General features: G+C 61.3%; 24 protein-coding genes, 1 tRNA gene and 1 pseudogene. 21 read left to right on the top strand and 5 right to left on the bottom strand.

What is annotated here, in order from left to right; translation table 11 throughout:
- The first annotated feature begins 194 nt into the window (after nucleotides 1-194).
- A complete protein-coding gene (locus ACIQUF_RS08450; protein WP_403131379.1) occupies nucleotides 195-611 on the top strand; it encodes an HIT family protein in 417 nt (138 codons plus the stop codon).
- The gene (locus tag ACIQUF_RS08445) at nucleotides 612-818 is read left to right on the top strand and encodes a SlyX family protein (protein ID WP_403130514.1); all 207 of its coding nucleotides are present in this window, start codon (nucleotides 612-614) and stop codon (nucleotides 816-818) included. It begins immediately after the preceding gene.
- A gap of 39 nt (nucleotides 819-857) precedes the next feature.
- On the opposite strand, the gene ACIQUF_RS08440 is transcribed toward ACIQUF_RS08445, so the two are convergent.
- Entirely contained in the window at nucleotides 858-1,451 is a 594-nt protein-coding gene (locus ACIQUF_RS08440) for a cold shock domain-containing protein membrane protein (RefSeq protein WP_403130512.1), read from the bottom strand.
- A 278-nt stretch (nucleotides 1,452-1,729) separates the two neighbouring features.
- Here ACIQUF_RS08440 and ACIQUF_RS08435 point away from each other — a divergent pair, with 278 nt between their 5' ends.
- The 18 genes from ACIQUF_RS08435 (at nucleotide 1,730) to ACIQUF_RS08350 (ending at nucleotide 15,338) form a co-directional block, all read left to right on the top strand.
- On the top strand, nucleotides 1,730-2,203 hold the full coding sequence (locus ACIQUF_RS08435; protein WP_403130511.1) for a Dps family protein: 474 nt from the start codon (nucleotides 1,730-1,732) through the stop codon (nucleotides 2,201-2,203).
- A 177-nt stretch (nucleotides 2,204-2,380) separates the two neighbouring features.
- Nucleotides 2,381-2,710: a ribbon-helix-helix domain-containing protein gene (locus tag ACIQUF_RS08430; protein WP_403130508.1), complete on the top strand. Its 330-nt coding sequence runs from the start codon at nucleotides 2,381-2,383 to the stop codon at nucleotides 2,708-2,710.
- Nucleotides 2,711-2,803: 93 nt separating this feature from the next.
- Nucleotides 2,804-3,025: an FmdB family zinc ribbon protein gene (locus ACIQUF_RS08425; protein ID WP_403130507.1), complete on the top strand. Its 222-nt coding sequence runs from the start codon at nucleotides 2,804-2,806 to the stop codon at nucleotides 3,023-3,025.
- Between the two features lie 95 nt (nucleotides 3,026-3,120).
- Nucleotides 3,121-4,896: an aspartate--tRNA ligase gene (gene aspS / locus ACIQUF_RS08420; RefSeq protein ID WP_403130505.1), complete on the top strand. Its 1,776-nt coding sequence runs from the start codon at nucleotides 3,121-3,123 to the stop codon at nucleotides 4,894-4,896.
- A 112-nt stretch (nucleotides 4,897-5,008) separates the two neighbouring features.
- Nucleotides 5,009-5,755 carry a YebC/PmpR family DNA-binding transcriptional regulator gene (locus ACIQUF_RS08415; RefSeq protein ID WP_012315821.1) on the top strand — a complete coding sequence of 249 codons (747 nt, stop codon included), beginning with the start codon at nucleotides 5,009-5,011 and terminating at the stop codon, nucleotides 5,753-5,755.
- Between the two features lie 163 nt (nucleotides 5,756-5,918).
- Nucleotides 5,919-6,443: a crossover junction endodeoxyribonuclease RuvC gene (gene ruvC, locus ACIQUF_RS08410; RefSeq protein WP_403130503.1), complete on the top strand. Its 525-nt coding sequence runs from the start codon at nucleotides 5,919-5,921 to the stop codon at nucleotides 6,441-6,443.
- Nucleotides 6,444-6,552: 109 nt separating this feature from the next.
- Complete coding sequence (gene ruvA, locus ACIQUF_RS08405) at nucleotides 6,553-7,170, top strand: Holliday junction branch migration protein RuvA (RefSeq protein WP_403130501.1); 618 nt, start codon at nucleotides 6,553-6,555, stop codon at nucleotides 7,168-7,170.
- Nucleotides 7,167-8,213 carry a Holliday junction branch migration DNA helicase RuvB gene (gene ruvB, locus ACIQUF_RS08400; RefSeq protein ID WP_403130498.1) on the top strand — a complete coding sequence of 349 codons (1,047 nt, stop codon included), beginning with the start codon at nucleotides 7,167-7,169 and terminating at the stop codon, nucleotides 8,211-8,213. The genes ruvA and ruvB overlap by 4 nt, the downstream gene beginning before the upstream one ends.
- Nucleotides 8,214-8,338: 125 nt before the next feature.
- The gene (ybgC, locus tag ACIQUF_RS08395) at nucleotides 8,339-8,791 is read left to right on the top strand and encodes a tol-pal system-associated acyl-CoA thioesterase (RefSeq protein WP_403130495.1); all 453 of its coding nucleotides are present in this window, start codon (nucleotides 8,339-8,341) and stop codon (nucleotides 8,789-8,791) included.
- A gap of 2 nt (nucleotides 8,792-8,793) precedes the next feature.
- Nucleotides 8,794-9,489, top strand: a complete 696-nt coding sequence (gene tolQ, locus ACIQUF_RS08390) for a protein TolQ (protein ID WP_010952367.1) — start codon at nucleotides 8,794-8,796, stop codon at nucleotides 9,487-9,489.
- A gap of 14 nt (nucleotides 9,490-9,503) precedes the next feature.
- Nucleotides 9,504-9,956: a protein TolR gene (tolR, locus tag ACIQUF_RS08385; RefSeq protein WP_008090221.1), complete on the top strand. Its 453-nt coding sequence runs from the start codon at nucleotides 9,504-9,506 to the stop codon at nucleotides 9,954-9,956.
- On the top strand, nucleotides 9,956-11,032 hold the full coding sequence (gene tolA / locus ACIQUF_RS08380; protein ID WP_403130492.1) for a cell envelope integrity protein TolA: 1,077 nt from the start codon (nucleotides 9,956-9,958) through the stop codon (nucleotides 11,030-11,032). Before tolR ends, tolA begins: the two co-directional genes overlap by 1 nt.
- Nucleotides 11,029-12,330, top strand: a complete 1,302-nt coding sequence (tolB, locus tag ACIQUF_RS08375; RefSeq protein ID WP_403130490.1) for a Tol-Pal system beta propeller repeat protein TolB — start codon at nucleotides 11,029-11,031, stop codon at nucleotides 12,328-12,330. The genes tolA and tolB overlap by 4 nt, the downstream gene beginning before the upstream one ends.
- 54 nt (nucleotides 12,331-12,384) lie before the next feature.
- Complete coding sequence (gene pal / locus ACIQUF_RS08370) at nucleotides 12,385-12,882, top strand: peptidoglycan-associated lipoprotein Pal (RefSeq protein ID WP_008090230.1); 498 nt, start codon at nucleotides 12,385-12,387, stop codon at nucleotides 12,880-12,882.
- Nucleotides 12,883-12,888: 6 nt separating this feature from the next.
- On the top strand, nucleotides 12,889-13,704 hold the full coding sequence (ybgF, locus tag ACIQUF_RS08365; protein ID WP_403130487.1) for a tol-pal system protein YbgF: 816 nt from the start codon (nucleotides 12,889-12,891) through the stop codon (nucleotides 13,702-13,704).
- 159 nt (nucleotides 13,705-13,863) lie between these two features.
- Nucleotides 13,864-14,511 (top strand): 7-carboxy-7-deazaguanine synthase QueE, encoded by a 648-nt coding sequence (queE, locus tag ACIQUF_RS08360; RefSeq protein ID WP_403130485.1) that lies wholly within the window; start codon nucleotides 13,864-13,866, stop codon nucleotides 14,509-14,511.
- A gap of 16 nt (nucleotides 14,512-14,527) precedes the next feature.
- Nucleotides 14,528-15,202 (top strand): 7-cyano-7-deazaguanine synthase QueC, encoded by a 675-nt coding sequence (queC, locus tag ACIQUF_RS08355; protein ID WP_403130482.1) that lies wholly within the window; start codon nucleotides 14,528-14,530, stop codon nucleotides 15,200-15,202.
- A 60-nt stretch (nucleotides 15,203-15,262) separates the two neighbouring features.
- Nucleotides 15,263-15,338 (top strand) — tRNA-Lys (locus ACIQUF_RS08350).
- Nucleotides 15,339-15,418: 80 nt separating this feature from the next.
- Here the strand turns inward: ACIQUF_RS08350 and ACIQUF_RS08345 are convergent.
- The 4 genes and pseudogenes from ACIQUF_RS08345 to ACIQUF_RS08330 form a co-directional block, all read right to left on the bottom strand.
- A complete protein-coding gene (locus ACIQUF_RS08345) occupies nucleotides 15,419-16,378 on the bottom strand; it encodes a cation diffusion facilitator family transporter (protein ID WP_403130480.1) in 960 nt (319 codons plus the stop codon).
- Between the two features lie 59 nt (nucleotides 16,379-16,437).
- Complete coding sequence (locus ACIQUF_RS08340; protein WP_403131378.1) at nucleotides 16,438-17,193, bottom strand: methyl-accepting chemotaxis protein; 756 nt, start codon at nucleotides 17,191-17,193, stop codon at nucleotides 16,438-16,440.
- A gap of 102 nt (nucleotides 17,194-17,295) precedes the next feature.
- Nucleotides 17,296-18,285: pseudogene (locus ACIQUF_RS08335) on the bottom strand (HAMP domain-containing protein); the annotation flags it as partial.
- Nucleotides 18,286-18,583: 298 nt separating this feature from the next.
- A complete protein-coding gene (locus tag ACIQUF_RS08330) occupies nucleotides 18,584-19,936 on the bottom strand; it encodes an APC family permease (RefSeq protein WP_403130478.1) in 1,353 nt (450 codons plus the stop codon).
- 447 nt (nucleotides 19,937-20,383) lie between these two features.
- On the opposite strand from ACIQUF_RS08330, the gene ACIQUF_RS08325 reads away from it, so the two are divergent.
- On the top strand, nucleotides 20,384-21,892 hold the full coding sequence (locus ACIQUF_RS08325) for a YdgA family protein (protein ID WP_403130476.1): 1,509 nt from the start codon (nucleotides 20,384-20,386) through the stop codon (nucleotides 21,890-21,892).
- The last annotated feature ends 80 nt before the right edge of the window (nucleotides 21,893-21,972 follow it).

The raw sequence follows: 21,972 nt of genomic DNA, 5'->3' as shown, positions 1-21,972 counted from the left end.
GTGATGTGTTCGTTTGCGGCCTCATTTTGGTGCGAAAAGTAGCGGGGTGTTACCGTAACTGTGCAGGTAGCGGATTTTCATGAACTTAAAGTGTGCAGTTGGGCAGCGGTTGCATGCCGTCGCTGGCGAAGCGCGGTATCCTTGCGCGATATCCCGCATCGGCCGGATTCGATTCAATTGGTTGGAGGTTTGTAGTGTTTGAGATGGATTCGCGTCTGCAGCAGGATTCTCTGGTGCTTGGGGACTTTCCGCTGTGCCGTCTGCTGCTTAGCAAGGATGCCAACTACCCCTGGTTCATCCTGGTGCCCAAGCGCGCAGGTGTGAGCGAGTTGTTCGACCTGAATCAGGATGACCAAGCGCAGTTTTGGAAAGAAACCACCTATCTGGCTGAGGCGCTGAAGCGTGAGTTCAAGGCAGACAAAATGAATGTTGCCACGCTGGGTAACGTTGTCAGCCAGATGCACATGCATGTCATCGTTCGTCGGCACGGCGATGCCGCCTGGCCGGCGCCGGTCTGGGGCAAGGTGCCCGCTGTCGAGTATGCTCCAGGGCAGGTCGACGCCATTCGCCTGCGCCTGCGTGCGCTGCTCAGCGAATATCAGGAGGCCTGAATGTCAGTGGAATCGCGCATCATCGAGCTGGAAACCCGTCAGGCCTTCCAGGACGACATCATCCAGGAGTTGAACGACGTGGTGGTCGAGCAGGGACGAGTGATCGATCGCCTGCAGTTGCAGATGGCCGAGCTGATCAAGCGCTACGAGGAAATGGTCGGCCAGTACGGCAGCGAAGGTGAGGAAGCGCCGCCCCCTCATTATTGAGTGGCGACAGCCCTGGGGTTGCCCCAGGGCTGCAGAGGGTCAGCGGCGGTTGACCGCGACCACGTCTTCGGCCTGCAGGCCCTTGTCACGGTGCATTACCGAAAATTCCACGCGCTGGCCTTCGACCAGGATGCGGTGGCCTTCGCCGCGAATGGCGCGGAAGTGGACGAAGATATCGTCACCCGAGTCGCGGGAAATGAAACCAAAGCCTTTGGACGTATTGAACCACTTGACGGTGCCGGTATCGCGCTTGCCGGTCTCCAGGGGGGCGCCTTGGCTGGGCCTGGATTTGCGAGGGCTGCGGGCAAAGCCCGCGGCTAGATGCAGAACAATGGCGAGTGCGGCACAAACCAGTGCTGCCAGGTTGCCCATTTCCGGGCGGGCCAGCAGGGTCAGCGTCTGCAGGACCACCGCCACTACCAGCAAGGCACAGGCCAGGTGTTGCAGCTGTTGGCGCGCGCCTCGGTAATAGAGGGGCACGACCGGTGCCAGCAGCAGGTTAAGCAGGCCGAGCAGTGCCAGGTAGACCGCGTCGGGTTGCTGCAGGAAGGGTATTGCATCGGTTTTCAGGCTGGGCATGAGCGATAGCAGCAAAGCCGCAGCGCCCGTCACCAGATGGACGATTTTGAACATGGGTTGGCTCGCAGTTGATAAAGCTGATCACAGGAAGAGCTGGCAGCACGGTGCGCATGAGGTAGAGCGCGCGAAAACGTGTTGGGCCAGCCTATGCACCCGGCAATGACAGTCCGCACGGGTGGCACGGTGCCTATTTAACAGCAAAGGCCGGGCCTTCTCAAATTGAGGCTGCCTGGTGGCGATCGGTTGCCCTGTATCATGGGCACGCTGCGCGAAGTGTTGATACAGTGTGAAGGCCCGCTTGATCATCAAGCCATATGGAAAAGGGGAACTTCATGGCAATCGATATCGGTATCAGCGAAGTAGATCGCAAGTCCATCGTCGAAGGGCTTTCCCGCCTGTTGTCGGATACCTATGTGCTGTATCTGAAAACCCATAACTTTCACTGGAACGTGACGGGTCCTTCGTTCCGCACCCTGCACCTGATGTTCGAAGAGCAATACAACGAACTGGCCCTGGCGGTCGACTCGATTGCCGAGCGGATACGCGCCTTGGGCTTCCCTGCGCCGGGGTCCTATGCCTTTTATGCGGAACATTCCTCAATCAAGGAGGAGGCGGGTGTGCCGGCGGCGGATGAAATGATCCGCCAGCTTGTCCAGGGGCAGGAGGCCGTGGTGCGTACCGCGCGCAGTATCTTCCCGGATGTGGACAGGGTCAGTGACGAGCCGACCGCCGACCTGCTCACCCAGCGGATGCAGGTGCACGAAAAAACGGCCTGGATGCTACGAGTGCTGCTTGAAGAAAAGTAATCCGAAGCATGCCTGAAAGCCCGGCCGAGCCCTGCTCGTACGGGCTTTTTCCGTTGTGCGGGAAGGGTTTACCGCTGCTTTGTGGCGGGCTGTAAGCGCTTCATTGAGCCACTGGTTCCTGTGTCCAAGCCTTCGCTGGGCGCAGGGAGCACAACCTGTGGTGAGGCAATGGAGTGAATGATGCAAGGGAGCAAGCGTGTAGGAAATCTGGGAGGGTGTCCTGCCAAGCAAGGTATCGATCCGTTCAAGGCAGATTTCGACATGAAGCAAATTCGGCCAGTATCGCGGTCGGTCCGGCTCAACGGTTTTTCAACCTGTTTGCGCCTGGAAGCGGTTTATTGGGGTATCCTCGAGCGCATCGCCGAGGTCAATGAATGTTCGGTCAGTACCGTGCTTTCCTACGTCGATCGCGAGGTACACTTGCGTCAGGGCGGCGTGCGCAACTTCAGTGGCCTGATCCGGGTGATCTGTGTGGCCTGGTTGCAGCAACCATCCGGCGCGCGCTGATCGCCAGGCGGGCTGCGCAGTGCCTGTTAACCATATATAATCCCGCTTTTTGCTGCCCCTGGCAGCCAGCGTTATGGTTGACGAGAGACACCCATGCCCCTTTATGACTATCAATGTGCATCCTGCGATCACCGGATGGAAGCGTTGCAGAAGATCAGCGCCGCGCCGTTGACCGAGTGCCCGGCCTGCCAGGCGCCGGCATTGAAGAAGCTGCTGTCGGTTCCCGGTTTTCGCCTGAGCGGTAGCGGCTGGTACGAAACCGACTTCAAGACCGGGGCAAAAAAGAATCTGGCAGGCGGCGACAAGGCCGACTGAGTTGAATTGCAGTAGCCGGGTCTTGCAGTATTAGCCCCCTGGGGCGGCCAAGGCCTCCACCGAATACACGAATCACGAGAAGCGAAACCACCATCATGATGCGCAGCCATTATTGCGGCCAACTGAACGAGAGCCTGGACGGCCAGGAAGTCACCCTTTGCGGCTGGGTCCATCGTCGCCGCGACCACGGCGGGGTGATCTTCCTCGATATCCGTGACCGCGAAGGCATGGCCCAGGTCGTGTTCGACCCGGACCGCGCCGAAACCTTCGCCGCCGCCGACCGCGTGCGCAGCGAATACGTGGTGCAGGTCACCGGTAAGGTTCGCAAGCGCCCAGAAGGTGCGGTGAACGCCAACATGGCCTCCGGTGCCATCGAGATCCTCGGCTACCAGTTGACCGTGCTCAACGAAGCTGAAACTCCACCGTTCCCGTTGAACGAATATTCCGACGTTGGCGAAGAAACCCGCCTGCGCTACCGCTTCATCGACCTGCGTCGCCCGGAAATGGCCGACAAGCTGCGCCTGCGTTCGCGCATCACCAGCAGCATCCGTCGCTTCCTCGACGAAAACGGCTTCCTCGACGTCGAAACGCCGATCCTCACCCGTGCCACCCCGGAAGGCGCGCGCGACTACCTGGTGCCGAGCCGCACCCACGCGGGCAGCTTCTTCGCCCTGCCGCAGTCGCCTCAGCTGTTCAAGCAGCTGCTGATGGTCGCCGGCTTCGACCGCTACTACCAGATCGCCAAATGCTTCCGTGACGAAGACCTGCGTGCTGACCGCCAGCCGGAGTTCACCCAGATCGACATCGAGACCAGCTTCCTCGATGAGTCCGAGATCATGGGCCTGACCGAGAGCATGATCCGCAAGCTGTTCAAGGAAGTCCTGGACCTGGAGTTCGGCGAATTCCCGCACATGACCTTCGAAGAAGCCATGCGCCGCTATGGTTCCGACAAGCCAGACCTGCGTAACCCGCTGGAGCTGGTCGACGTTGCCGACCAGCTGAAAGATGTCGAGTTCAAGGTGTTCGCAGGCCCCGCCAACGATCCGAAGTGCCGCGTCACCGCGCTGCGCCTGCCAGGCGGCGCCAGCATGCCGCGCAGCAAGATCGACGAGTACACCAAGTTCGTCGGCATCTACGGTGCCAAGGGCCTGGCGTACATCAAGGTCAACGAGCGTGCCAAGGGCGTTGAAGGCCTGCAGTCGCCGATCGTCAAGAACATCCCAGAGGCCAACCTCAACAACATCCTCGACCGCGTTGGCGCCGTTGACGGCGACATCGTGTTCTTCGGTGCCGACAAGTTCAAGGTGGTCAGCGAAGCGCTGGGCGCGCTGCGTATTCGTCTGGGCCACGACTTCGAGCTGCTGACCTGCGAGTGGGCACCGATGTGGGTCGTCGACTTCCCGATGTTCGAAGAGAACGAAGACGGCAGCTTCACCGCGCTGCACCACCCGTTCACCGCGCCGAAGTGCAGCCCTGAAGAGCTCGAAGCCAACCCGGCTACCGCGCTGTCGCGTGCCTACGACATGGTGCTGAACGGCACCGAACTGGGTGGCGGTTCGATCCGTATTCACCGTAAAGAGATGCAACAGGCGGTGTTCCGTCTGCTGGGTATCGAAGCGGCTGAACAGGAAGAGAAGTTCGGCTTCCTGCTCGACGCCCTGAAGTTCGGTGCACCGCCTCACGGTGGCCTGGCCTTCGGCCTGGATCGCCTGGTCATGCTGATGACCGGCGCCCAGTCGATCCGTGAAGTGATCGCCTTCCCGAAAACCCAGAGCGCCGCGTGCGTCATGACCCAGGCGCCTGGCCTGGTCGACGCCAAGGCCCTGCGCGAGCTGCACATTCGTCTGCGCGAACAGACCAAGGTCGAGTAAGCGGACCCCGGGCGCATCCAAATGGATGCGCCTTTGCGTTACGGCGCAGAAATTTTGTCGTTGCGCCCCGTTTGGGGCGTAACTGTTTGTGTTTCAAGGATTTGGAGTTGTTATGGCTGGTCATTCCAAGTGGGCGAACATCAAGCACCGCAAAGAGCGCCAGGATGCCAAGAGAGGCAAGATCTTCACCAAGTGGATCCGTGAGCTGACCGTCGCGGCCAAGCAGGGTGGCGGCGATCCGGCTTCCAACCCGCGTCTGCGTCTGGCGCTGGACAAGGCCCTGGGCGCCAACATGAGCCGCGATATCATCGATCGCGCCGTGGCCCGTGGTGCCGGCACCAATGAAAGCGACAACGTCGAAGAGCTCAGCTACGAAGGTTATGGCCCGGGTGGCGTGGCGATCATGGTCGAGGCCATGACCGACAACCGCAACCGCACCGCCGCCGCCGTGCGCCATGCCTTCACCAAGTGTGGCGGCAACCTCGGCACCGATGGTTCGGTGGCCTACCTGTTCGAGCGCAAGGGGCAGATCAGCTTCGCGCCGGGTGTCGATGAAGATGCCCTGATGGAAGCTGCCATGGAAGCCGATGCCGACGACGTGGTGGCCAACGAAGATGGCTCGTTCGAAGTCTTCACCTCGTTCAACAGTTTCTACGCGGTGCGTAATGCGTTGGAAGAGGCGGGCTTCAAGGCCGCCGACGCGGAAATCGTCATGCAGCCGACCACCAGTGCCGAACTGGATCAGGAGGGCGCGGAAAAGGTCCTCAAGCTGATCGACATGCTCGAAGACCTGGATGACGTGCAGAACGTCTATTCCAATGCGCAGATTTCCGACGAGATCATGGAAAAACTCGGCTAAGGTTTTCTGACTTTCTTGTCAGGCTTGAGCTTTCCTTTGTTTGTACCGGCCCTTTCGCGGGTAAACCCGCTCCCACAGGTTATATGCAATCCTGTGGGAGCGGGTTTACCCGCGAAAGGGCCGGCACAGTTTGCACACATGTAATTTCTTTACGACAGGCTCTATGACTCTGATTCTTGGTATCGACCCCGGCTCGCGCATCACCGGTTACGGCGTTGTGCGCCAGACCGCCCGTGGTTGCGAGTACGTGGCGTCGGGTTGTATCCGCACCGGCAGCGGTGAGTTGCATGAGCGCTTGCAGATCGTTTTTCGGGGTGTCAGTGAGATCATTGCCCAGCATGGCCCCGTGACCATGGGCATCGAGCGCGTGTTCATGGCCCGCAACGCCGACTCGGCACTCAAGCTCGGCCAGGCGCGTGGCGCCGCCATCGTTGCCGCCGCCGAAGCCGGCCTGGAAATCGCCGAATACAGCGCGACCCAGGTAAAGCAGGCGGTTGCCGGTACTGGCGGGGCGAACAAGGAGCAGGTGATGCTGATGGTCATGCACTTGCTGAAACTGACGCAAAAGCCGCAGATCGACGCCTCCGACGCCCTGGCCATCGCCCTGTGTCATGCCCATACCCGCTCAAGCCTGGTGCCGCATGGCCTGTCCACGGCCCGTCGGCGTGGCGGGCGCTTGCGTCTGTAGGCGCTTCATGCGCTGATACACATTTTGTCCGGGTGAGACGTTCACCCGACGCATTTGCTGATAGGGTTGAGCGGTCTTCGACCGGCTCCCCGAGAGGAAGGATCGGAACGTGATTGGACGTTTGCGCGGTACCCTGGCGGAAAAGCAACCGCCGCACCTGATTATCGACGTCAATGGCGTGGGCTACGAGCTGGAAGTGCCCATGACCACCCTGTATCGCCTGCCCAAGGTTGGCGAGCCGGTAACCGTGCACACCCATCTGGTGGTGCGCGAAGACGCCCACCTGCTCTACGGTTTTGCCGAAAAGCGCGAGCGCGAGCTGTTCCGCGAGCTGATCCGCCTCAACGGCGTGGGCCCGAAGCTGGCGCTGGCGCTGATGTCCGGCCTGGAAGTGGACGAACTGATACGCTGCGTGCAGGCACAGGACACCTCGGTCCTGGTGCGTGTGCCTGGCGTTGGCAAGAAAACCGCCGAACGCCTGCTGGTCGAGCTCAAGGACCGCTTCAAGGCCTGGGAAACGTCCCCCGCCATGTTCACCCTGGTGTCCGACGGCCCGCTGCCCGTGGCCAGTGAATCCACGGCTGAGGCCGATGCCGTCAGCGCGCTGGTCTCCCTGGGCTACAAGCCGCAGGAGGCGAGCAAGGCGATTGCCGCGATCAATGACAAGGCCGGCCTGAGCAGTGAAGAGCTGATCCGTCGCAGCCTTAAAGGGATGATTACCAAGTGATCGAAGCCGACCGCCTGATCGCCGCCAGTGGCCGTGACCGTGAAGAAGTGCAGGATCGTGCGATCCGCCCGCTGCGCCTGGACGAGTACATCGGCCAGCCGGTGGTGCGCGAGCAGATGGCGCTGTTCATCCAGGCTGCCCGCGGTCGCAACGAATCGCTCGACCACACCCTGATCTTCGGCCCGCCCGGGCTGGGCAAGACCACCCTGGCCAACATCATCGCCCAGGAAATGGGGGTCTCGGTCAAGAGCACCTCGGGGCCGATTCTCGAACGTCCGGGCGACCTGGCGGCGATGCTGACCAACCTCGAACCGCATGACGTGCTGTTCATCGACGAGATTCACCGCCTCTCACCGGTCGTCGAAGAGGTGCTGTATCCGGCCATGGAGGACTTTCAGCTCGACATCATGATCGGCGAAGGCCCTGCGGCCCGCTCGATCAAGCTCGACCTGCCGCCTTTCACTCTGGTGGGCGCCACCACCCGCGCCGGCATGCTCACCAACCCGCTGCGCGACCGCTTCGGCATCGTCCAGCGCCTCGAGTTCTACAGCGACAAAGACCTGGCGACCATCGTCAGCCGTTCTGCGAACATTCTGGGGCTGGTCATCGAAGACCAGGGCGCCTACGAGATCGCTCGCCGCGCCCGTGGCACGCCGCGCATCGCCAATCGCCTGCTGCGCCGTGTACGTGACTATGCCGAAGTGCGCGGCAAGGGGCAGATCACCAAGGCCGTGGCCGACCTGGCACTCAACCTGCTGGACGTGGACGAGCGTGGTTTCGACCATTCCGACCGTCGTCTGCTGCTGACCATGATCGAGAAGTTCGACGGTGGCCCGGTGGGCGTGGACAACCTGGCGGCGGCGATCAGCGAAGAGCGCCATACCATCGAGGACGTGCTTGAACCCTACCTGATCCAGCAGGGCTACATCATGCGCACCCCGCGCGGGCGCGTGGTCACCCGGCATGCCTACCTGCACTTTGGGCTGAACATTCCCGGTCGCCTGGGCGAGGTGTCAGATTTTTCCGAAGCAGGCGATGAATGACAGATCAAAACCGACATTTCGTGGTCCTACCGCTGGCATGCCCTATGGTTGCTGGCAATAAGACATTAATGAAGAAAAAACAGTTGCCGCAGCGGATTGGCAAGCTGAGGAGTAAGCACTAGAGTATGCGCGCGCAAAATGGCCTGGAACCTTTCGCACACCGTTGTCGCGTCTATTACGAAGATACCGATGCCGGCGGCGTGGTGTATTACGTCAACTACCTGAAATTCATGGAGCGCGCGCGTACCGAGCGGTTGCGTCACCTGGGTTTTTCCCAGCAGCAGCTGGCCGGTGAAAACCTGCTGTTCGTGGTCCATTCCAGCGAGGCGCGCTATCACGCGCCGGCGCGGTTGGACGATGAGCTGCGGGTGACCGCGCACGTGCTTGAACTCAATCGCGCCAGCCTGCGTTTCGTACAGCAGGTCTGGCGGGAAAAGGATGAAACGCTGCTCTGCGAAGGGCAGTTCCTGGTGGCCGCCGTGCGCGCCGACACTTTCAAACCCCGAGCCATACCTTCCCAGCTGCGCGACGCTTTTGTGGCGGACGGCTCGGGTACTCAATCGAATGCAGGAGAATAAGCGTGGAAGCTAACGTCGTCGACCATACCTCCATGTGGAGTCTGGTCAGCAATGCCAGCGTGGTGGTACAGCTGGTAATGCTGACCCTGGTGGCCGCCTCGGTCACTTCATGGATCATGATCTTCCAGCGCAGCACCATGCTGCGCGCCGGTCGTCGTGCGCTGGATGCCTTCGAGGAGCGCTTCTGGTCGGGCATCGACCTGTCCAAGCTGTACCGTCAGGCAGGCAGCAACCCGGACCCGGATTCGGGCGTGGAGCAGGTCTTCCGTGCCGGCTTCAAGGAATTCTCGCGCCTGCGCCAGCAGCCGGGTGTAGACCCGGACGCGGTCATGGAAGGCGTCGGCCGGGCCATGCGCGTGGCCATTTCGCGTGAAGAAGAGAAGCTCGAACAGAGCCTGCCGTTCCTCGCCACCGTTGGCTCGACCAGCCCGTACATCGGCCTGTTCGGTACCGTGTGGGGGATCATGAACTCCTTCCGCGGCCTGGCCAGCGCCCAGCAGGCGACCCTGGCCACCGTTGCCCCGGGTATTGCCGAAGCACTGATCGCCACTGCCATCGGCCTGTTCGCGGCAATCCCGGCGGTCATCGCCTACAACCGTTTCGCCGCACGCAGCGAAGTGCTGATCGGTCGTTACTACACCTTCGCCGACGAGTTCCAGGCGATCCTGCACCGTAAAGTGCACACCAGCGAAGAGTAATCAGGTAGAAGCCCATGGCCCGAGTTCGCCACAAACGCAAGCCGGTCGCCGAGATGAACGTGGTGCCCTACATCGACGTGATGCTGGTGCTGCTGGTTATCTTCATGGTGACGGCCCCCATGCTCAACCAGGGCGTGAAGGTCGACCTGCCCAAGGTTTCCAGCGAAGCCTTGCCGCAGGACAACAACGTCCAGATCCTCACCATCTCCATCAAGGCCGACAAAACCTATTACTGGAACCTCGGCAGCGAAGTCGATACCGACAAGCAGATGGACAAGGCCATGACCTTGCCGGACATGACCAGTGCAGTGACCAAGATCATTGCCGCCGGTCGTGACCAGGGCAAGCAGACCCAGGTCTTCATTCGTGGCGACAAGGCTGTCGACTACGGCGCCGTCATGGGCGCCATGGGCGGGTTGCAGAAGGCCGGTGTCGGTAACGTTGGCCTGATTACCGAGGCGCCCTGATGCAACAGCGAGAGCCATCCGCCTCGGAAAGCTACTTCTGGCCCAGTGTCTGGGCCATCGGCCTGCATGTACTGGTGTTCGCACTGCTGTTCGTCAGTTTTGCCATGACGCCAGAATTGCCGCCTTCCAAGCCGATCGTTCAGGCTACCCTGTATCAGCTCAAGTCCAAGAGCCAGGCGACCACCCAGACCAATCAGAAGATTGCCGGGGAAGCGAAGAAAACCGCCTCGCGCCAGACCGAAGTCGAGCAGCTTGAGCAGAAGAAGGTCGAGCAGGAAGCCGTGAAGGCTGCGGAACAAAAGAAAGCCGATGCCGCTCAAAAGGCCGAGGAGGCGCGTGAAGCCGCCGAGGCGAAGAAGGCCGAGGAAGCCGCCAAGGCGTCCGAAGCCAAGAAAGCCGCAGAAGCCAAGAAGGCCGACGAAGCGAAGAAAGCCGCTGAGAAGCAGCAGGCCGACATCGCCAAGAAGAAGGCTGAAGAAGAGGCCAAGAAGCAGGCCGAGGAAGAAGCCAAGAAACAAGCCGCCGAGGATGCCAAGAAAAAGGCAGCCGAAGAGGCGAAGAAGAAAGCAGCCGAGGACGCCAAGAAGAAAGCGGCGGCCGAGGATGCGAAGAAGAAGGCAGCTGAAGAGGCCAAGAAAAAGGCCGCTGCGGATGCCCAGAAGAAAAAGGCCCAGGACGCGGCCCGCAAGGCGGCTGAAGACAAGAAAGCCCAGGCCCTGGCCGAGCTGTTGTCCGATACCACCGAGCGGCAGCAGGCGCTGGCCGACGAGCAAGGTGACCAGGTGGCCGGCGACTTCGACGACCTGATCCGTATGCGTGCAGCCGAAGGCTGGGCGCGTCCACCTTCTGCGCGTAAAGGCATGACGGTAGTCCTGCAGGTCAACATGCTGCCGGATGGCACCATCACCAACGTCAGCGTGTTGCGCTCCAGTGGCGACGGCCCGTTTGACAGTTCGGCGGTGGCAGCAATGAAGAACATCGGTCGATTGACCGAAATGCAGGGCATGAAGCCGAGCGATTTCAACCGTTATCGTTCGTTCAAGATGACATTTACTCCTGAGGATCTTGCGTTGTGATTACACTCCTTCGAGGAATGCTGGTCATGCTGTGCTGCGTGGCAGGCATGGCCATGGCAGAGGAAAAGAACATCCTGGTCACCAGCGGCAGCGATCGGGCCACGCCCATCGCGGTAGTGCCGTTCGGTCTGCAGGGTGGCAGCGTGCTGCCGGAAGACATGGCCGATATCATCGGCAACGACCTGCGTAACTCCGGCTACTACGCGCCCATCCCGCGGCAGAACATGATCAGTCAGCCCTCCCAGGCCAGCGAAGTGATCTTCCGTGACTGGAAAGCCCTGGGCGCCCAGTACGTGATGGTCGGCAGCATCACCCCGTCGGGTGGCCGTCTGCAGGTGCAGTACGCACTGTTCAACGTCGCCACCGAGCAGCAAGTGCTGACCGGCAGCGTTGCGGGCACCGCCGACCAGTTGCGCGACATGTCGCACTACATTGCTGACCAGTCGTTCGAGAAGCTCACCGGAATCAAAGGTGCGTTTTCCACGCGCATGTTGTACGTGACCGCCGAGCGCTTCTCGACCAACAACACCCGCTACACCCTGCAGCGTTCCGACTATGACGGTGCGCGCGCAGTGACCCTGCTGCAATCGCGCGAGCCGATCCTGTCGCCGCGCTTCGCGCCGGATGGCAAGCGTATCGCCTATGTCTCGTTCGAACAGAAGCGCCCACGCATCTTCGTCCAGCACATCGATACCGGTCGCCGCGAGCAGGTCACCAACTTCGAGGGCCTGAACGGTGCACCGGCCTGGTCGCCTGACGGTTCGCGCCTGGCATTCGTGCTGTCCAAGGACGGCAACCCGGACATCTATGTGATGAACGTGGCCTCGCGCCAGATCAGCCGCGTCACTGCCGGCCCGGGTATCAATACCGAGCCGTTTTGGGGCAAGGATGGCAACACCCTGTACTTCACCTCTGACCGTGGCGGCAAGCCACAGATCTACAAACAGTCGGTCAGTGGCGGTGGTGCCGAGCGTGTGACGTTCGTGGGTAACTACAACGCCAACCCGAAACTGTCGGCGGACGAAAAGACCCTGGTAATGATTCACCGTCAACAGGGTTTCACCAACTTTAAAGTGGCGGCACAGGACTTGCAGCGCGGAAGTGTAAAGATTCTCTCCGAAACAAGTCTTGATGAGTCTCCCACTGTTGCGCCTAACGGCACCATGCTAATCTACGCCACCCGCCAGCAGGGCCGGGGAGTCTTGATGCTCGTGTCGCTTAATGGCCGCGTGAGGCTCCCACTTCCTACCGCTCAAGGCGAAGTCAGAGAACCGTCCTGGTCCCCTTACCTGAACTGATTGCGGCGTAATACGTTTTGCTTAACACACTGGGGTTTCATTAGGAGTTTCACGATGGAAATGCTGAAGTTTGGTAAATTTGCTGCGCTGGCTCTGGCCATGGCTGTAGCTGTAGGTTGCTCCTCGAAGGGCGGTGACAATGCTGGTGAAGGCGCTGTTGACCCGAACGCTGGCTACGGTGCCAACACTGGCGCTGTCGACGGTTCCCTGAGCGAAGAAGCCGCCCTGCGCGCAATCACCACCTTCTACTTCGAATACGACAGCTCGGACCTGAAGCCAGAAGCCATGCGCGCTCTGGACGTTCACGCCAAGGACCTGAAGTCCAACGGCAACCGCGTTGTTCTGGAAGGCAACACCGACGAGCGCGGCACCCGCGAGTACAACATGGCTCTGGGTGAGCGTCGTGCCAAGGCCGTTCAGCGTTACCTGGTTCTGCAGGGCGTTTCCCCTGCTCAGCTGGAACTGGTCTCCTACGGCGAAGAGCGTCCAGTTGCCACCGGCAACGACGAGCAGTCCTGGGCTCAGAACCGTCGCGTAGAACTGCGTAAGTAAGTTCCTATGCGAATGTGCCGCCGTGTTGTAACCGTCCTCGCACTCAGCCTTCCGCTTTCAGCGTGGGCTGCGGTTCCTGTAGTAGATGACAACGCAGGTGGTTATCCACCTTCGGGTTATGGCACGAGCGGCGCCTATGCCGGGGCAGGGGCTTCGACCCCTGCCTCGGCACAGGGCCAGCTGTTCATGCAGCTGCAACAGATGCAGGATCAGCTTTCCCGCCAGCAAGGCATCATCGAAGAGCTGCAAAACGATGTGTCGCGCATGAAGCAGGAAAACCTGGAGCGATACCAGGACCTGGACCGTCGCATCAACAGTGGTGGCGCGCCTGCCGCGACCCCCGATAATTCCTCCACCGGTGGTGCATCCGATGCCGCCGCCGGTGCAGCAGCAGGCGCCGCTGGCGCTGCTGCGCAACAACCGGCCGCCAACAGCGAGCCGGGCGATCCGGCGAAAGAAAAGCTCTACTACGACGCAGCTTTCGACCAGATCAAGCAGAAGGACTTCGACAAGGCCAGCCAGGCGTTCAACGCCTTCCTGCGCAAGTACCCGAATAGCCAGTACGCCGGCAACGCGCAGTACTGGTTGGGTGAAGTGAACCTGGCCAAAGGCGACCTGCCTGCTGCCAGCCAGGCTTTCGCTCAGGTCAGCCAGAAGTACCCGAAACACAGCAAGGTGCCGGATTCGCTGTACAAGCTGGCCGACGTCGAGCGCCGCATGGGCCACACCGACAAGGTCAAGGGCATCCTGCAGCAGGTCATCACCCAGTACCCCGGCACCTCTGCCGCGCAACTGGCGCAACGCGACCTGCAGAAGCTTTAAGCTGCACCCTTCGAAAGAAACCCGCGCTTGTCGCGGGTTTTTTCGTTAGAATTACGGCCCTTTTTCTTAACCACGCTGCTGCGGATAACGCCATGTCGAGTCCGCGACAGTGCCTGACGGAGGCGGACAGCCTGTTTAGCTGTCACGCCCGTGGCGATCATGCAAGACACATTACGCATCACCGAAGTCTTTTACTCTTTGCAGGGTGAAACGCGAACGGCTGGGCTGCCCACGGTTTTCGTGCGCCTCACCGGTTGCCCCCTGCGCTGCCAGTACTGCGACAGTGCCTACGCCTTTACGGGCGGTACTATTCGCACCCTCGATTCGATCATGGAGCAGGTGGCCGGCTTCAAGCCGCGCTATGTCTGCGTCACCGGTGGTGAGCCGCTGGCCCAGCCGAATGCTTTGCCGCTGCTCCAACGCCTGTGCGACGCCGGTTACGAGGTTTCGCTGGAAACCAGTGGTGCCCTCGATATCTCGGGCACCGATGTGCGCGTCAGCCGTGTGGTCGACCTCAAGACCCCGGGGTCGGAAGAGTCGCATCGCAACCGCTACGAAAACATCGAGCAACTGACCCGCAACGACCAGGTCAAGTTCGTCATCTGCTCGCGCGAGGACTACGACTGGGCGGTATCCAAGCTGATCCAGTACAACCTGGCCGAGCGCGCTGGCGAGGTGTTGTTCTCGCCAAGCCATCACCAGGTGAGCGCCAGCGACCTGGCTGACTGGATCGTTGCCGACAACCTGCCCGTGCGTTTCCAGCTGCAGTTGCACAAGCTGCTGTGGAACGACGAACCCGGACGTTGATTGAGAGTAAAAGCACATGACTGAGAAACGCGCGGTAATCCTGTTGTCTGGCGGCCTCGATTCGGCCACCGTGGTAGCCATGGCCAAGGCCGACGGCTACAGCTGCTACACCATGAGCTTCGACTACGGCCAGCGCCACCGTGCCGAGCTGAATGCTGCCGCTCGCGTCGCTCGCGACCTGGGCGTGGTCGAGCACAAGGTCATTGGCCTGAATCTCGATGGCATTGGCGGCTCGGCACTGACCGACAGCAGCATCGATGTGCCGGAAACGCCGGGCGAGGGCATCCCGGTCACCTATGTGCCGGCTCGTAACACTGTGTTCCTTTCGCTGGCCCTGGGCTGGGCAGAAGTGCTGGAAGCGCGCGACATCTTCATCGGCGTTAACGCCGTGGATTATTCCGGCTACCCGGATTGCCGTCCTGAGTTCGTCGAAGCGTTCGAGCGCATGGCCAATCTGGCGACCAAGGCCGGCGTCGAAGGGCAGGGCTTCCGTATCCAGGCGCCGTTGCAGAACCTGAGCAAGGCACAGATCGTGCAGGCTGGCATGGCGCGTGGTGTGGACTACAGCCTGACTGTTTCCTGCTACCAGGCTGATGATGAGGGTCGTGCCTGCGGCAAGTGCGACAGCTGCCGTCTGCGTGCCGATGGCTTCAAGGCCGCCGGGGTAGCAGACCCGACGCGTTACTTTTGAAAAAAGGTTGATGGAGTGTTGATTTCTCGTTAGAAATCAGTATTATACGCGCCATCAAATGGGTCGTTAGCTCAGTTGGTAGAGCAGTTGGCTTTTAACCAATTGGTCGTAGGTTCGAATCCTACACGACCCACCATACGCAGTAAGTCAAAGCCCGCGATCAGCAATGGTCGCGGGCTTTGTCGTTCAAGGGTGCCTGGAGGCCCAGTCTTCAGCTCATTCCGCCCAAGCCGGATCGCCAGTAAACACTACGGTGATCCAGCGATCCGGCCCCTCACCGCCAACGGCATCACCAATCTCGTCACGCAGCGCATCCCATTCGGCAATCGAACGGGCAGGCATGTCGGTGGGCACGATGAAGTACAGTTCGATCTCGCGTGAGCGCCCGACCTTGGCCACATAGGCCTTGTAGGACTGCAGGCCGTGCTTGGCGACAAACTGTTCGGCGACTGTGTCGACATGCAGCTTGAGGTCGCCAGGCGTCACCAGGAAGATTTCCGACAGAGCCTGACGCACCACCGACAGCGGCAGCGGGATGATCACCAGGCACACCAGCGCCAGTACTGCCGGGTCGATGTACGGCGATACCCATTCCCATTGCGTGCCCTGTACGGCAAGGCCAAAGCAAAAGGCGATCAGCAGGGCTGCGGTAATGCTGGCGGACATCACCCAGCCTTTGACGTCCATGCGTACGAAGTCCGAGTTCAGCTTGCGGTTGGCGCGCGCCTCGACCACGGCGATAGTGGCGCAGGCGATTACCGTCAGCACGGCATAGACCATGGCGATGCCGAACTCCAGGTGTCTGCCGCCCTGCAGGACGCTGCTGACGGCATTGATCAGCGCGTAGATGGCCACGCCGCTGAGCAGGATGCCGTTCAATGCCAGGACCATCGGCTCCAGGTGCCAGAAGCCCATGGTGAAGCGCTCGCGCAGCTTGCGTGACAACTGCAGGCTGGTGGCGTGGGAGGTGATCAGCTTGACCACGACCAGCGACAGGCCGCTCATGCTGGCGTCGACCAGCGAGTAGACGCCGTCGAAGATGATCGAGAACGAGCCGGAGGCCAGGCCGAAAGCGATGCCGATGGTGGCGATGAACAGGGTGACGGCAATCGAGGTGCGTAGCAGGCCTTGTTCGCTGGTGATGTCGAAGAAACGTTGTTTGTGTGGTGCTTCCATGGGTAAAACTCATTCAAAAGGTGGATTGCCTGTACCGCCCGCGAAGAGGTCCTTACAGGCTATACGCGAAACTGTTCCATCAAGGCTTGCTGCTGGTTGGCCAACCGGTTCAACGCCTGGCTGATCCGCGCCGACTCATCCGCCTGGCCCGACAGCGATTCTGTCACATCACGAATACCCGCCACGTTACGGTTCACTTCCTCGGCCACAGCGCTCTGTTCTTCGGCCGCCGAAGCGATCTGCAGGTTCATGTCGCTGATCACCGCCACCGCTTCACCAATCCGTTGCAAAGCCGGTAGTGCCTGTTCCATGCGGGTAGCGCTGGCCTGGGCCTGACGCTGGCCTTCGTGCATGGCGCCGACCACGTCCTGGGTACCTTGCTGCAAGCCTTCGATCACCTGACGAATCTCTTCCACCGACACCTGAGTACGCTGTGCCAAGCTGCGCACCTCGTCGGCAACCACGGCAAAGCCGCGCCCGGCTTCACCGGCGCGGGCGGCTTCGATGGCGGCGTTGAGTGCCAGCAGATTGGTTTGCTCGGCGATCGCGCGAATCACCTCCAGCACCGAGCCGATCTGCTCACTGCGGTGCTCCAGGGCGCGTGCCTCGTCCATCGCGGCGTTCATCCCGGCCGCCAGGTTGTCGATGGCCTGGCGGGTGCTGGCAATGAGCTGCAAGCCTTCGCGGCTGGCCTGGTCGGCGCCGCGTGCGGCCTGGGCCGCTTGCGCTGCGTTGTGGGCGACGTCCTGGGCAGTGGCGCTCATCTCGTTGGCGGCGGTGGCCACCTGCTCGATCTCGCGCTGTTGCTGCTGCATGCCGTCGCTGGTCTGGCTGGCGATGGCGGCGGACTGGTCGGCGGTGCCGCGGGCTTCCTGCAGCGAGCCTTTGACCTGGGCGATCACCGGTTGCAGTTTGTCGAGGAAGCGGTTGAACCAGCCGCTCAGCTGGCCCAGTTCGTCCTGGCGCGCGTAGTCCAGGCGGCGGGTCAGGTCGCCTTCGCCGCTGGCGATGTCTTCCAGGCGGGCAGCCACGGCCAGGATTGGCCGGGTTACGCCGCGTGCGGTCAGCCACACCAGCAACAGGCCAAGCACTGCGGCGCCCAGCCCGATGAAGAGGCTGGTCAGGTTGGCGCTCTGGTTGTGTTCATTCAGGCGTTGGTTAAGGGCCACGGCGGGTGCTTGCAGTACTGCTTCCGGCAGCTCCAGCATCACCTGCCAGGGCGCTGCGCCAGGGATCGGCGCGAAGGGGCGGGCCACGCGCAGCAAACCCTGGGCGACATCGTTGCCCAGCGGCTTGCCCAGCTTGCCCGCGTCACGGCTGTGGCCGGCGAGCAACCCGTTATTGCTGACGATGCTCACCTGGCCCTGGCCGTCGAAGAGTTCCTGGCGTCCATCGAGGCTCAGCTGTTGCAGGTTGTCCAGGCCGATATCCAAGCCCACCACGCCCACCACCTTGCCGTTCTCCAGCAGGGGCAGGGCGATACTGGTCATCAGCACCTGGCGGCCGTTGACTTCGTCCAGGTACGGCTCCACCACGCAGGCTCTGGCGGTTTCCTGGGGGCAGGTCAGCCAGCGGTTTTGCGCGACACCATTGGCGCCGACGGTGCCGTCGGCGAGCATCGACTCCGGCATGGCCTCGCGTTCGAGGGTGCCCGGGCTGGGTTGCGACCAGTACAGCGAGAAGCGCCCGCTGTCGTTGCTGCCGACCGCTTCCTGGGCGACGAACTGGCTGTCCTGGTGGTCCAGTGCATTGGGTTGGAACACCAGATACAGCCCGATCACGTCCGGGTTGCCAGCCAGGCTGGCACGGGCTTCGTGGGTCAGCTCAGCGCGCAGATCGCTGCTGCCGTGGGCCTTCAACACCTGCACCAGGCGGGAGAAGCCATTGACGTACTGGTAGGCATCCATGAAATAGCGCTGGATGCGCAAGGTCTGGGTTTCGGCATGGGCCTGCAGGCGCAGGCGCGCGCTGTGTTCGAGCATTTCACTGTTGGCCTGGCTGACCAGGGCTGCGCTGCGCTGCGCCTGGGTCAGCGAGGTCGCCACCAGCAGGGCGACGATGGCCAGCAGGCACAAGCCCGCGAGCAAGGTGATCTTCCACTGAATGGAGAGGCGACGCAGCAGCATGGGAGCTTTCCTTTTCGAGCAACAACAACGCCCGCGTTCAGGCGCGGGCGTTGTCGGCAGCGTGATGATTCAGTCGTGGTTATTCCGCAACGTAGTTTGGCGGCGATGCGGTGAAGGCCTTGGTCAGCCAGGCCAGGTACACCAGGCCCAGCGCTGCCCAGACGCCGCCGAACATCAGCGAGTGCGGGTTCAGGTCAAGCCACAGCGAGACGATGATGCAGAAGCCGATGGTCGGCAGCACCAGGTAGACCAAGTTGTTTTTCAGGCCCTGACGATTGCCTTCGCGCAGGTAGCAGTGGTTGATCACCGACAGGTTGACGAAACTGAACGCCACCAACGCGCCGAAGTTGATGATCGAGGTGGCGGTGACCAGGTCGAAGAAGATCGCCGACAGCGAAATCAGGCCGACCACCGCGATGTTCATCACTGGGGTTTTGTAGCGCGGGTGCAGGCGGGCGAAGATGCCGGCCGGGATCACCTTGTCGCGGCCCATCACATACAGCAGGCGCGAGACGCTGGTTTGCGAGGCCAGGCCGGACGCGATGGTGTTGATCACGGTGCAGGCGATGAAGATCGACTGGAACAGCTTGCCGCCGACGTACAGGGCGATTTCCGGCAGGGCGGCTTCCTGGTCGTGGAAGCGCGTCATGGTCGGGAAATAGGCCTGGATGAAGTACGACACGGTGATGAACACCAGGCCGCCGATCAGTGCGGTAAGGAAGATCGCTCGAGGGATGGTCTTGGCCGGGTCGCGGGTTTCTTCCGACAGGCAGGTCACGGCGTCGAAGCCCAGGAACGAGAAGCACAGGATGGTCGCACCGGCGGCCAGGGCGCTGAACTGAGTCTGGCTGTCGGCGAACGGCAGCAGGCTCCAGGCCGTGCCCAGGCCTTCGCCCTGGTCCAGGCCGCGCACGCAGAGGTAGATGAACACGGCGATGATCGCCACCTGCACGGCCACGAACAGCAGGTTGAAGTGCGCCACCAGGTTGACGCTGCGCATGTTGATCAGGCTGATCAGGGTGACGAAACCGGCCACCCAGATCCACTCCGGCACTTCGGGGAACATCGCCGAAAGGTAGAGCTTGGCCAGCAGGGCGTTGACCATTGGCAGCAGCAGGTAGTCGAGCAGCGACGACCAGCCCACCAGAAAGCCCACGTGCGGGTTGATCGCGCGCTGGGTGTAGGTATAGGCCGAGCCCGATTGTGGGAAACGGCGCACCAGGGTGCCATAGCTAACCGCGGTGAACAGGATGCCGGCCAGCGCCAGGATGTAGGCGCTGGGCACGTGGCCTGCGGTTATCCCGGATACGATGCCGAAGGTGTCGAACACGGTCATCGGCGTCAGGTAAGCCAGGCCGATGATGATCACGTGCCAGAGGCGCAGGGTTTTACGGAGTTGGCCGTTGCCGGTGGCGCTGTGATCAGGCTGCATGCTGGCATGGCTCCTGCTGCTGGGCGTGAACGGCGGGCACGGGGTATTGCGCATGCGGCAGGGGCGAGCGGGTGGGCTCCATGTTATTCACCTTTTATGTTGGAGCGGCGGGACGCGCGGGGGGTAGGCGCGCTAAGTGGTGAAAATAAAAAACGATGGGTAGGTGGGTGTCAAGTTAAACATGACAAGATGTTACGAAATTGAAATATTTATCGATTTTTAGGCCGTTATGTTCGGTATTTGCGCGCTTTTTTGCGATTTTGATCGATGTGGATGTCCGTAAAATTTAACGAGTAAGAGGTTTCCTTGTGCAGTGTCGGATGCTGCCTAAATGCATGATTTCGTCTCTTCGGCGATCACTAGGGCGAGATCGGGGTGATACTATTTCGCACCCGCGCAGCCTTCCAGCTGCCAATCCGCCCATATGGACATCAATCGGTTCAATTCATGAAGAAATCAGTAGGCATCTTCTCCGGCCTGGCCATCGCCATTGCCGTCGTCACCACCGCTGGCGCCTGGTACACCGGCAAACAGCTGCCTGAGCAGCTGGAGCACTCCATCAGCCGTGGCAACGCCCAGCTGAAAAAGGCCCTGGTCGGGGTGGGCGGCAACATGACGCTCGAATTGGCTTCGCTGGAGCAGCATTTCTTCAGCAGCACCGCGCACTATCGGCTCAAGGCTCGCGATATCCACTTGTCCGATGGCCAGACGATCGACTTTGAGGTGGGTGTTACCGATCAGATCGAGCATGGTCCGTTCCCATGGTCGCGGGTCAAGGCATTCAAGCTGATGCCGGTGCTCGCGGCCAGCAACAGTGCGCTGGACAAGGACGACTTCACTGCGCCGTGGTTCGCCGCTGCGGGTGACAAGGCCCCGGTGACCTCGCAGACCAGCATCGGTTTTGGCGGCAATGTCGATGGCAGCATCCTGCTGGAGCCGGTCAAACTGACCGAGGACAACGGCAGTACCCTGGACTTCTCCGGCATGCGCCTGGCAATCAGCGGTGACGAATCGGGTAATGCGTCGAAATTCCATGGCACGGCCGATCGTTTCGAAATGAAATTGGTGGGCGAAGATCACCCACCCGCCACCTTCGAACTGAAGGGGCTGAAGATCGGTGGCAACCTGGCGGCCACCCAGCATGACGCGATCTATGTCGGCACCCTGGATGTGCTGTTGGCAGAAGCCAAGGCGACTTTGGGGCCGAAGCAGCAAGTGCTGCTGCTCAAGGGCCTGGAGCAGAACGCCGTGCAGTCCCTCGACGGCCCGGATACCGTAGGTGGCCGTGTGGATTACAAGGTGGCGGACATCACCTGGGACGGCCGCGCCGTCGGCAGTGGGCAGATGGCGGTGAGCATCAAATCCATCAACGCTCCGGCCCTGCAGTCGTTGTCGCAGTGGTACCAGGCGCATTTGCCGGAGTTTCAGGCGGCCGCCGCTGTCGGGCAGCCATTCCCGGAAATCCAGATGGGCGACGCAGAGAAAGCCAAGTTCCAAGGCGACCTGAAACAGCTGCTGGCGTCCAAACCGCAGCTGGCGGTGGAGAACCTGTCGTTCAAGACGGCCAATGGCGAAAGCCGCTTCAACCTGACGATGGATTTCGCCAGCCCCACCTCCTTCGACCTGCCGTCCGATCAGTTGAGCAAGCAGCTGATCACCCAGGTGAAGAGCAAGCTGTCGCTGTCCAAGCCGATGATCGGTGACCTGGCCACCCTGCAGGCCTTGCTGGAAGGGCAGACCGATGCCCAGGCGATCGCCATGCAGTCCAGCCAGGCCGGTGAAATGGTCGGCATGATGGCGCTGCAGAGTGGCATGGCCACGGTGCAGGGCAATGATGTGGTATCGAGCCTGCACTATGCCGATGGTATGGTCGATTTTAACGGCAAGAAGATGACCGTCGAGCAGTTCGCCATGATCCTCGCGGCGCACTTCGCGGCGATGCAGCCGCAGGGCTGATTCTCCAAGCCTGTGCTGGCCTCTTCGCGGCTAAAGCCGCTCCCACTGAACCCCGCCCTGTGGGAGCGGCTTTAGCCGCG

It is taken from the genome of Pseudomonas sp. NPDC090233 (assembly GCF_044772285.1).
Lineage (GTDB): Bacteria > Pseudomonadota > Gammaproteobacteria > Pseudomonadales > Pseudomonadaceae > Aquipseudomonas.
Note: the sequence above shows the minus strand (reverse complement) of the source record. Positions and strands in the feature narration are given on the sequence as shown.

Excerpts from the sequence above, each read along its gene's own strand:
- ACIQUF_RS08325 (WP_403130476.1), top strand. The coding sequence starts at position 20,384 with ATGAAGAAATCAGTAGGCATCTTCTCCGGCCTGGCCATCGCCATTGCC.
- ybgF (WP_403130487.1), top strand. The coding sequence starts at position 12,889 with ATGCGAATGTGCCGCCGTGTTGTAACCGTCCTCGCACTCAGCCTTCCG.
- ACIQUF_RS08425 (WP_403130507.1), top strand. The coding sequence starts at position 2,804 with ATGCCCCTTTATGACTATCAATGTGCATCCTGCGATCACCGGATGGAA.
- ACIQUF_RS08345 (WP_403130480.1), bottom strand. The coding sequence starts at position 16,378 with ATGGAAGCACCACACAAACAACGTTTCTTCGACATCACCAGCGAACAA.
- queE (WP_403130485.1), top strand. The coding sequence starts at position 13,864 with ATGCAAGACACATTACGCATCACCGAAGTCTTTTACTCTTTGCAGGGT.
- aspS (WP_403130505.1), top strand. The coding sequence starts at position 3,121 with ATGATGCGCAGCCATTATTGCGGCCAACTGAACGAGAGCCTGGACGGC.
- ACIQUF_RS08435 (WP_403130511.1), top strand. The coding sequence starts at position 1,730 with ATGGCAATCGATATCGGTATCAGCGAAGTAGATCGCAAGTCCATCGTC.
- ACIQUF_RS08430 (WP_403130508.1), top strand. The coding sequence starts at position 2,381 with ATGATGCAAGGGAGCAAGCGTGTAGGAAATCTGGGAGGGTGTCCTGCC.
- ACIQUF_RS08445 (WP_403130514.1), top strand. The coding sequence starts at position 612 with ATGTCAGTGGAATCGCGCATCATCGAGCTGGAAACCCGTCAGGCCTTC.
- tolA (WP_403130492.1), top strand. The coding sequence starts at position 9,956 with ATGCAACAGCGAGAGCCATCCGCCTCGGAAAGCTACTTCTGGCCCAGT.
- ACIQUF_RS08340 (WP_403131378.1), bottom strand. The coding sequence starts at position 17,193 with ATGCAGCAGCAACAGCGCGAGATCGAGCAGGTGGCCACCGCCGCCAAC.
- ybgC (WP_403130495.1), top strand. The coding sequence starts at position 8,339 with ATGCGCGCGCAAAATGGCCTGGAACCTTTCGCACACCGTTGTCGCGTC.
- ACIQUF_RS08440 (WP_403130512.1), bottom strand. The coding sequence starts at position 1,451 with ATGTTCAAAATCGTCCATCTGGTGACGGGCGCTGCGGCTTTGCTGCTA.
- ACIQUF_RS08330 (WP_403130478.1), bottom strand. The coding sequence starts at position 19,936 with ATGCAGCCTGATCACAGCGCCACCGGCAACGGCCAACTCCGTAAAACC.
- queC (WP_403130482.1), top strand. The coding sequence starts at position 14,528 with ATGACTGAGAAACGCGCGGTAATCCTGTTGTCTGGCGGCCTCGATTCG.
- ruvC (WP_403130503.1), top strand. The coding sequence starts at position 5,919 with ATGACTCTGATTCTTGGTATCGACCCCGGCTCGCGCATCACCGGTTAC.
- tolR (WP_008090221.1), top strand. The coding sequence starts at position 9,504 with ATGGCCCGAGTTCGCCACAAACGCAAGCCGGTCGCCGAGATGAACGTG.
- pal (WP_008090230.1), top strand. The coding sequence starts at position 12,385 with ATGGAAATGCTGAAGTTTGGTAAATTTGCTGCGCTGGCTCTGGCCATG.
- ACIQUF_RS08415 (WP_012315821.1), top strand. The coding sequence starts at position 5,009 with ATGGCTGGTCATTCCAAGTGGGCGAACATCAAGCACCGCAAAGAGCGC.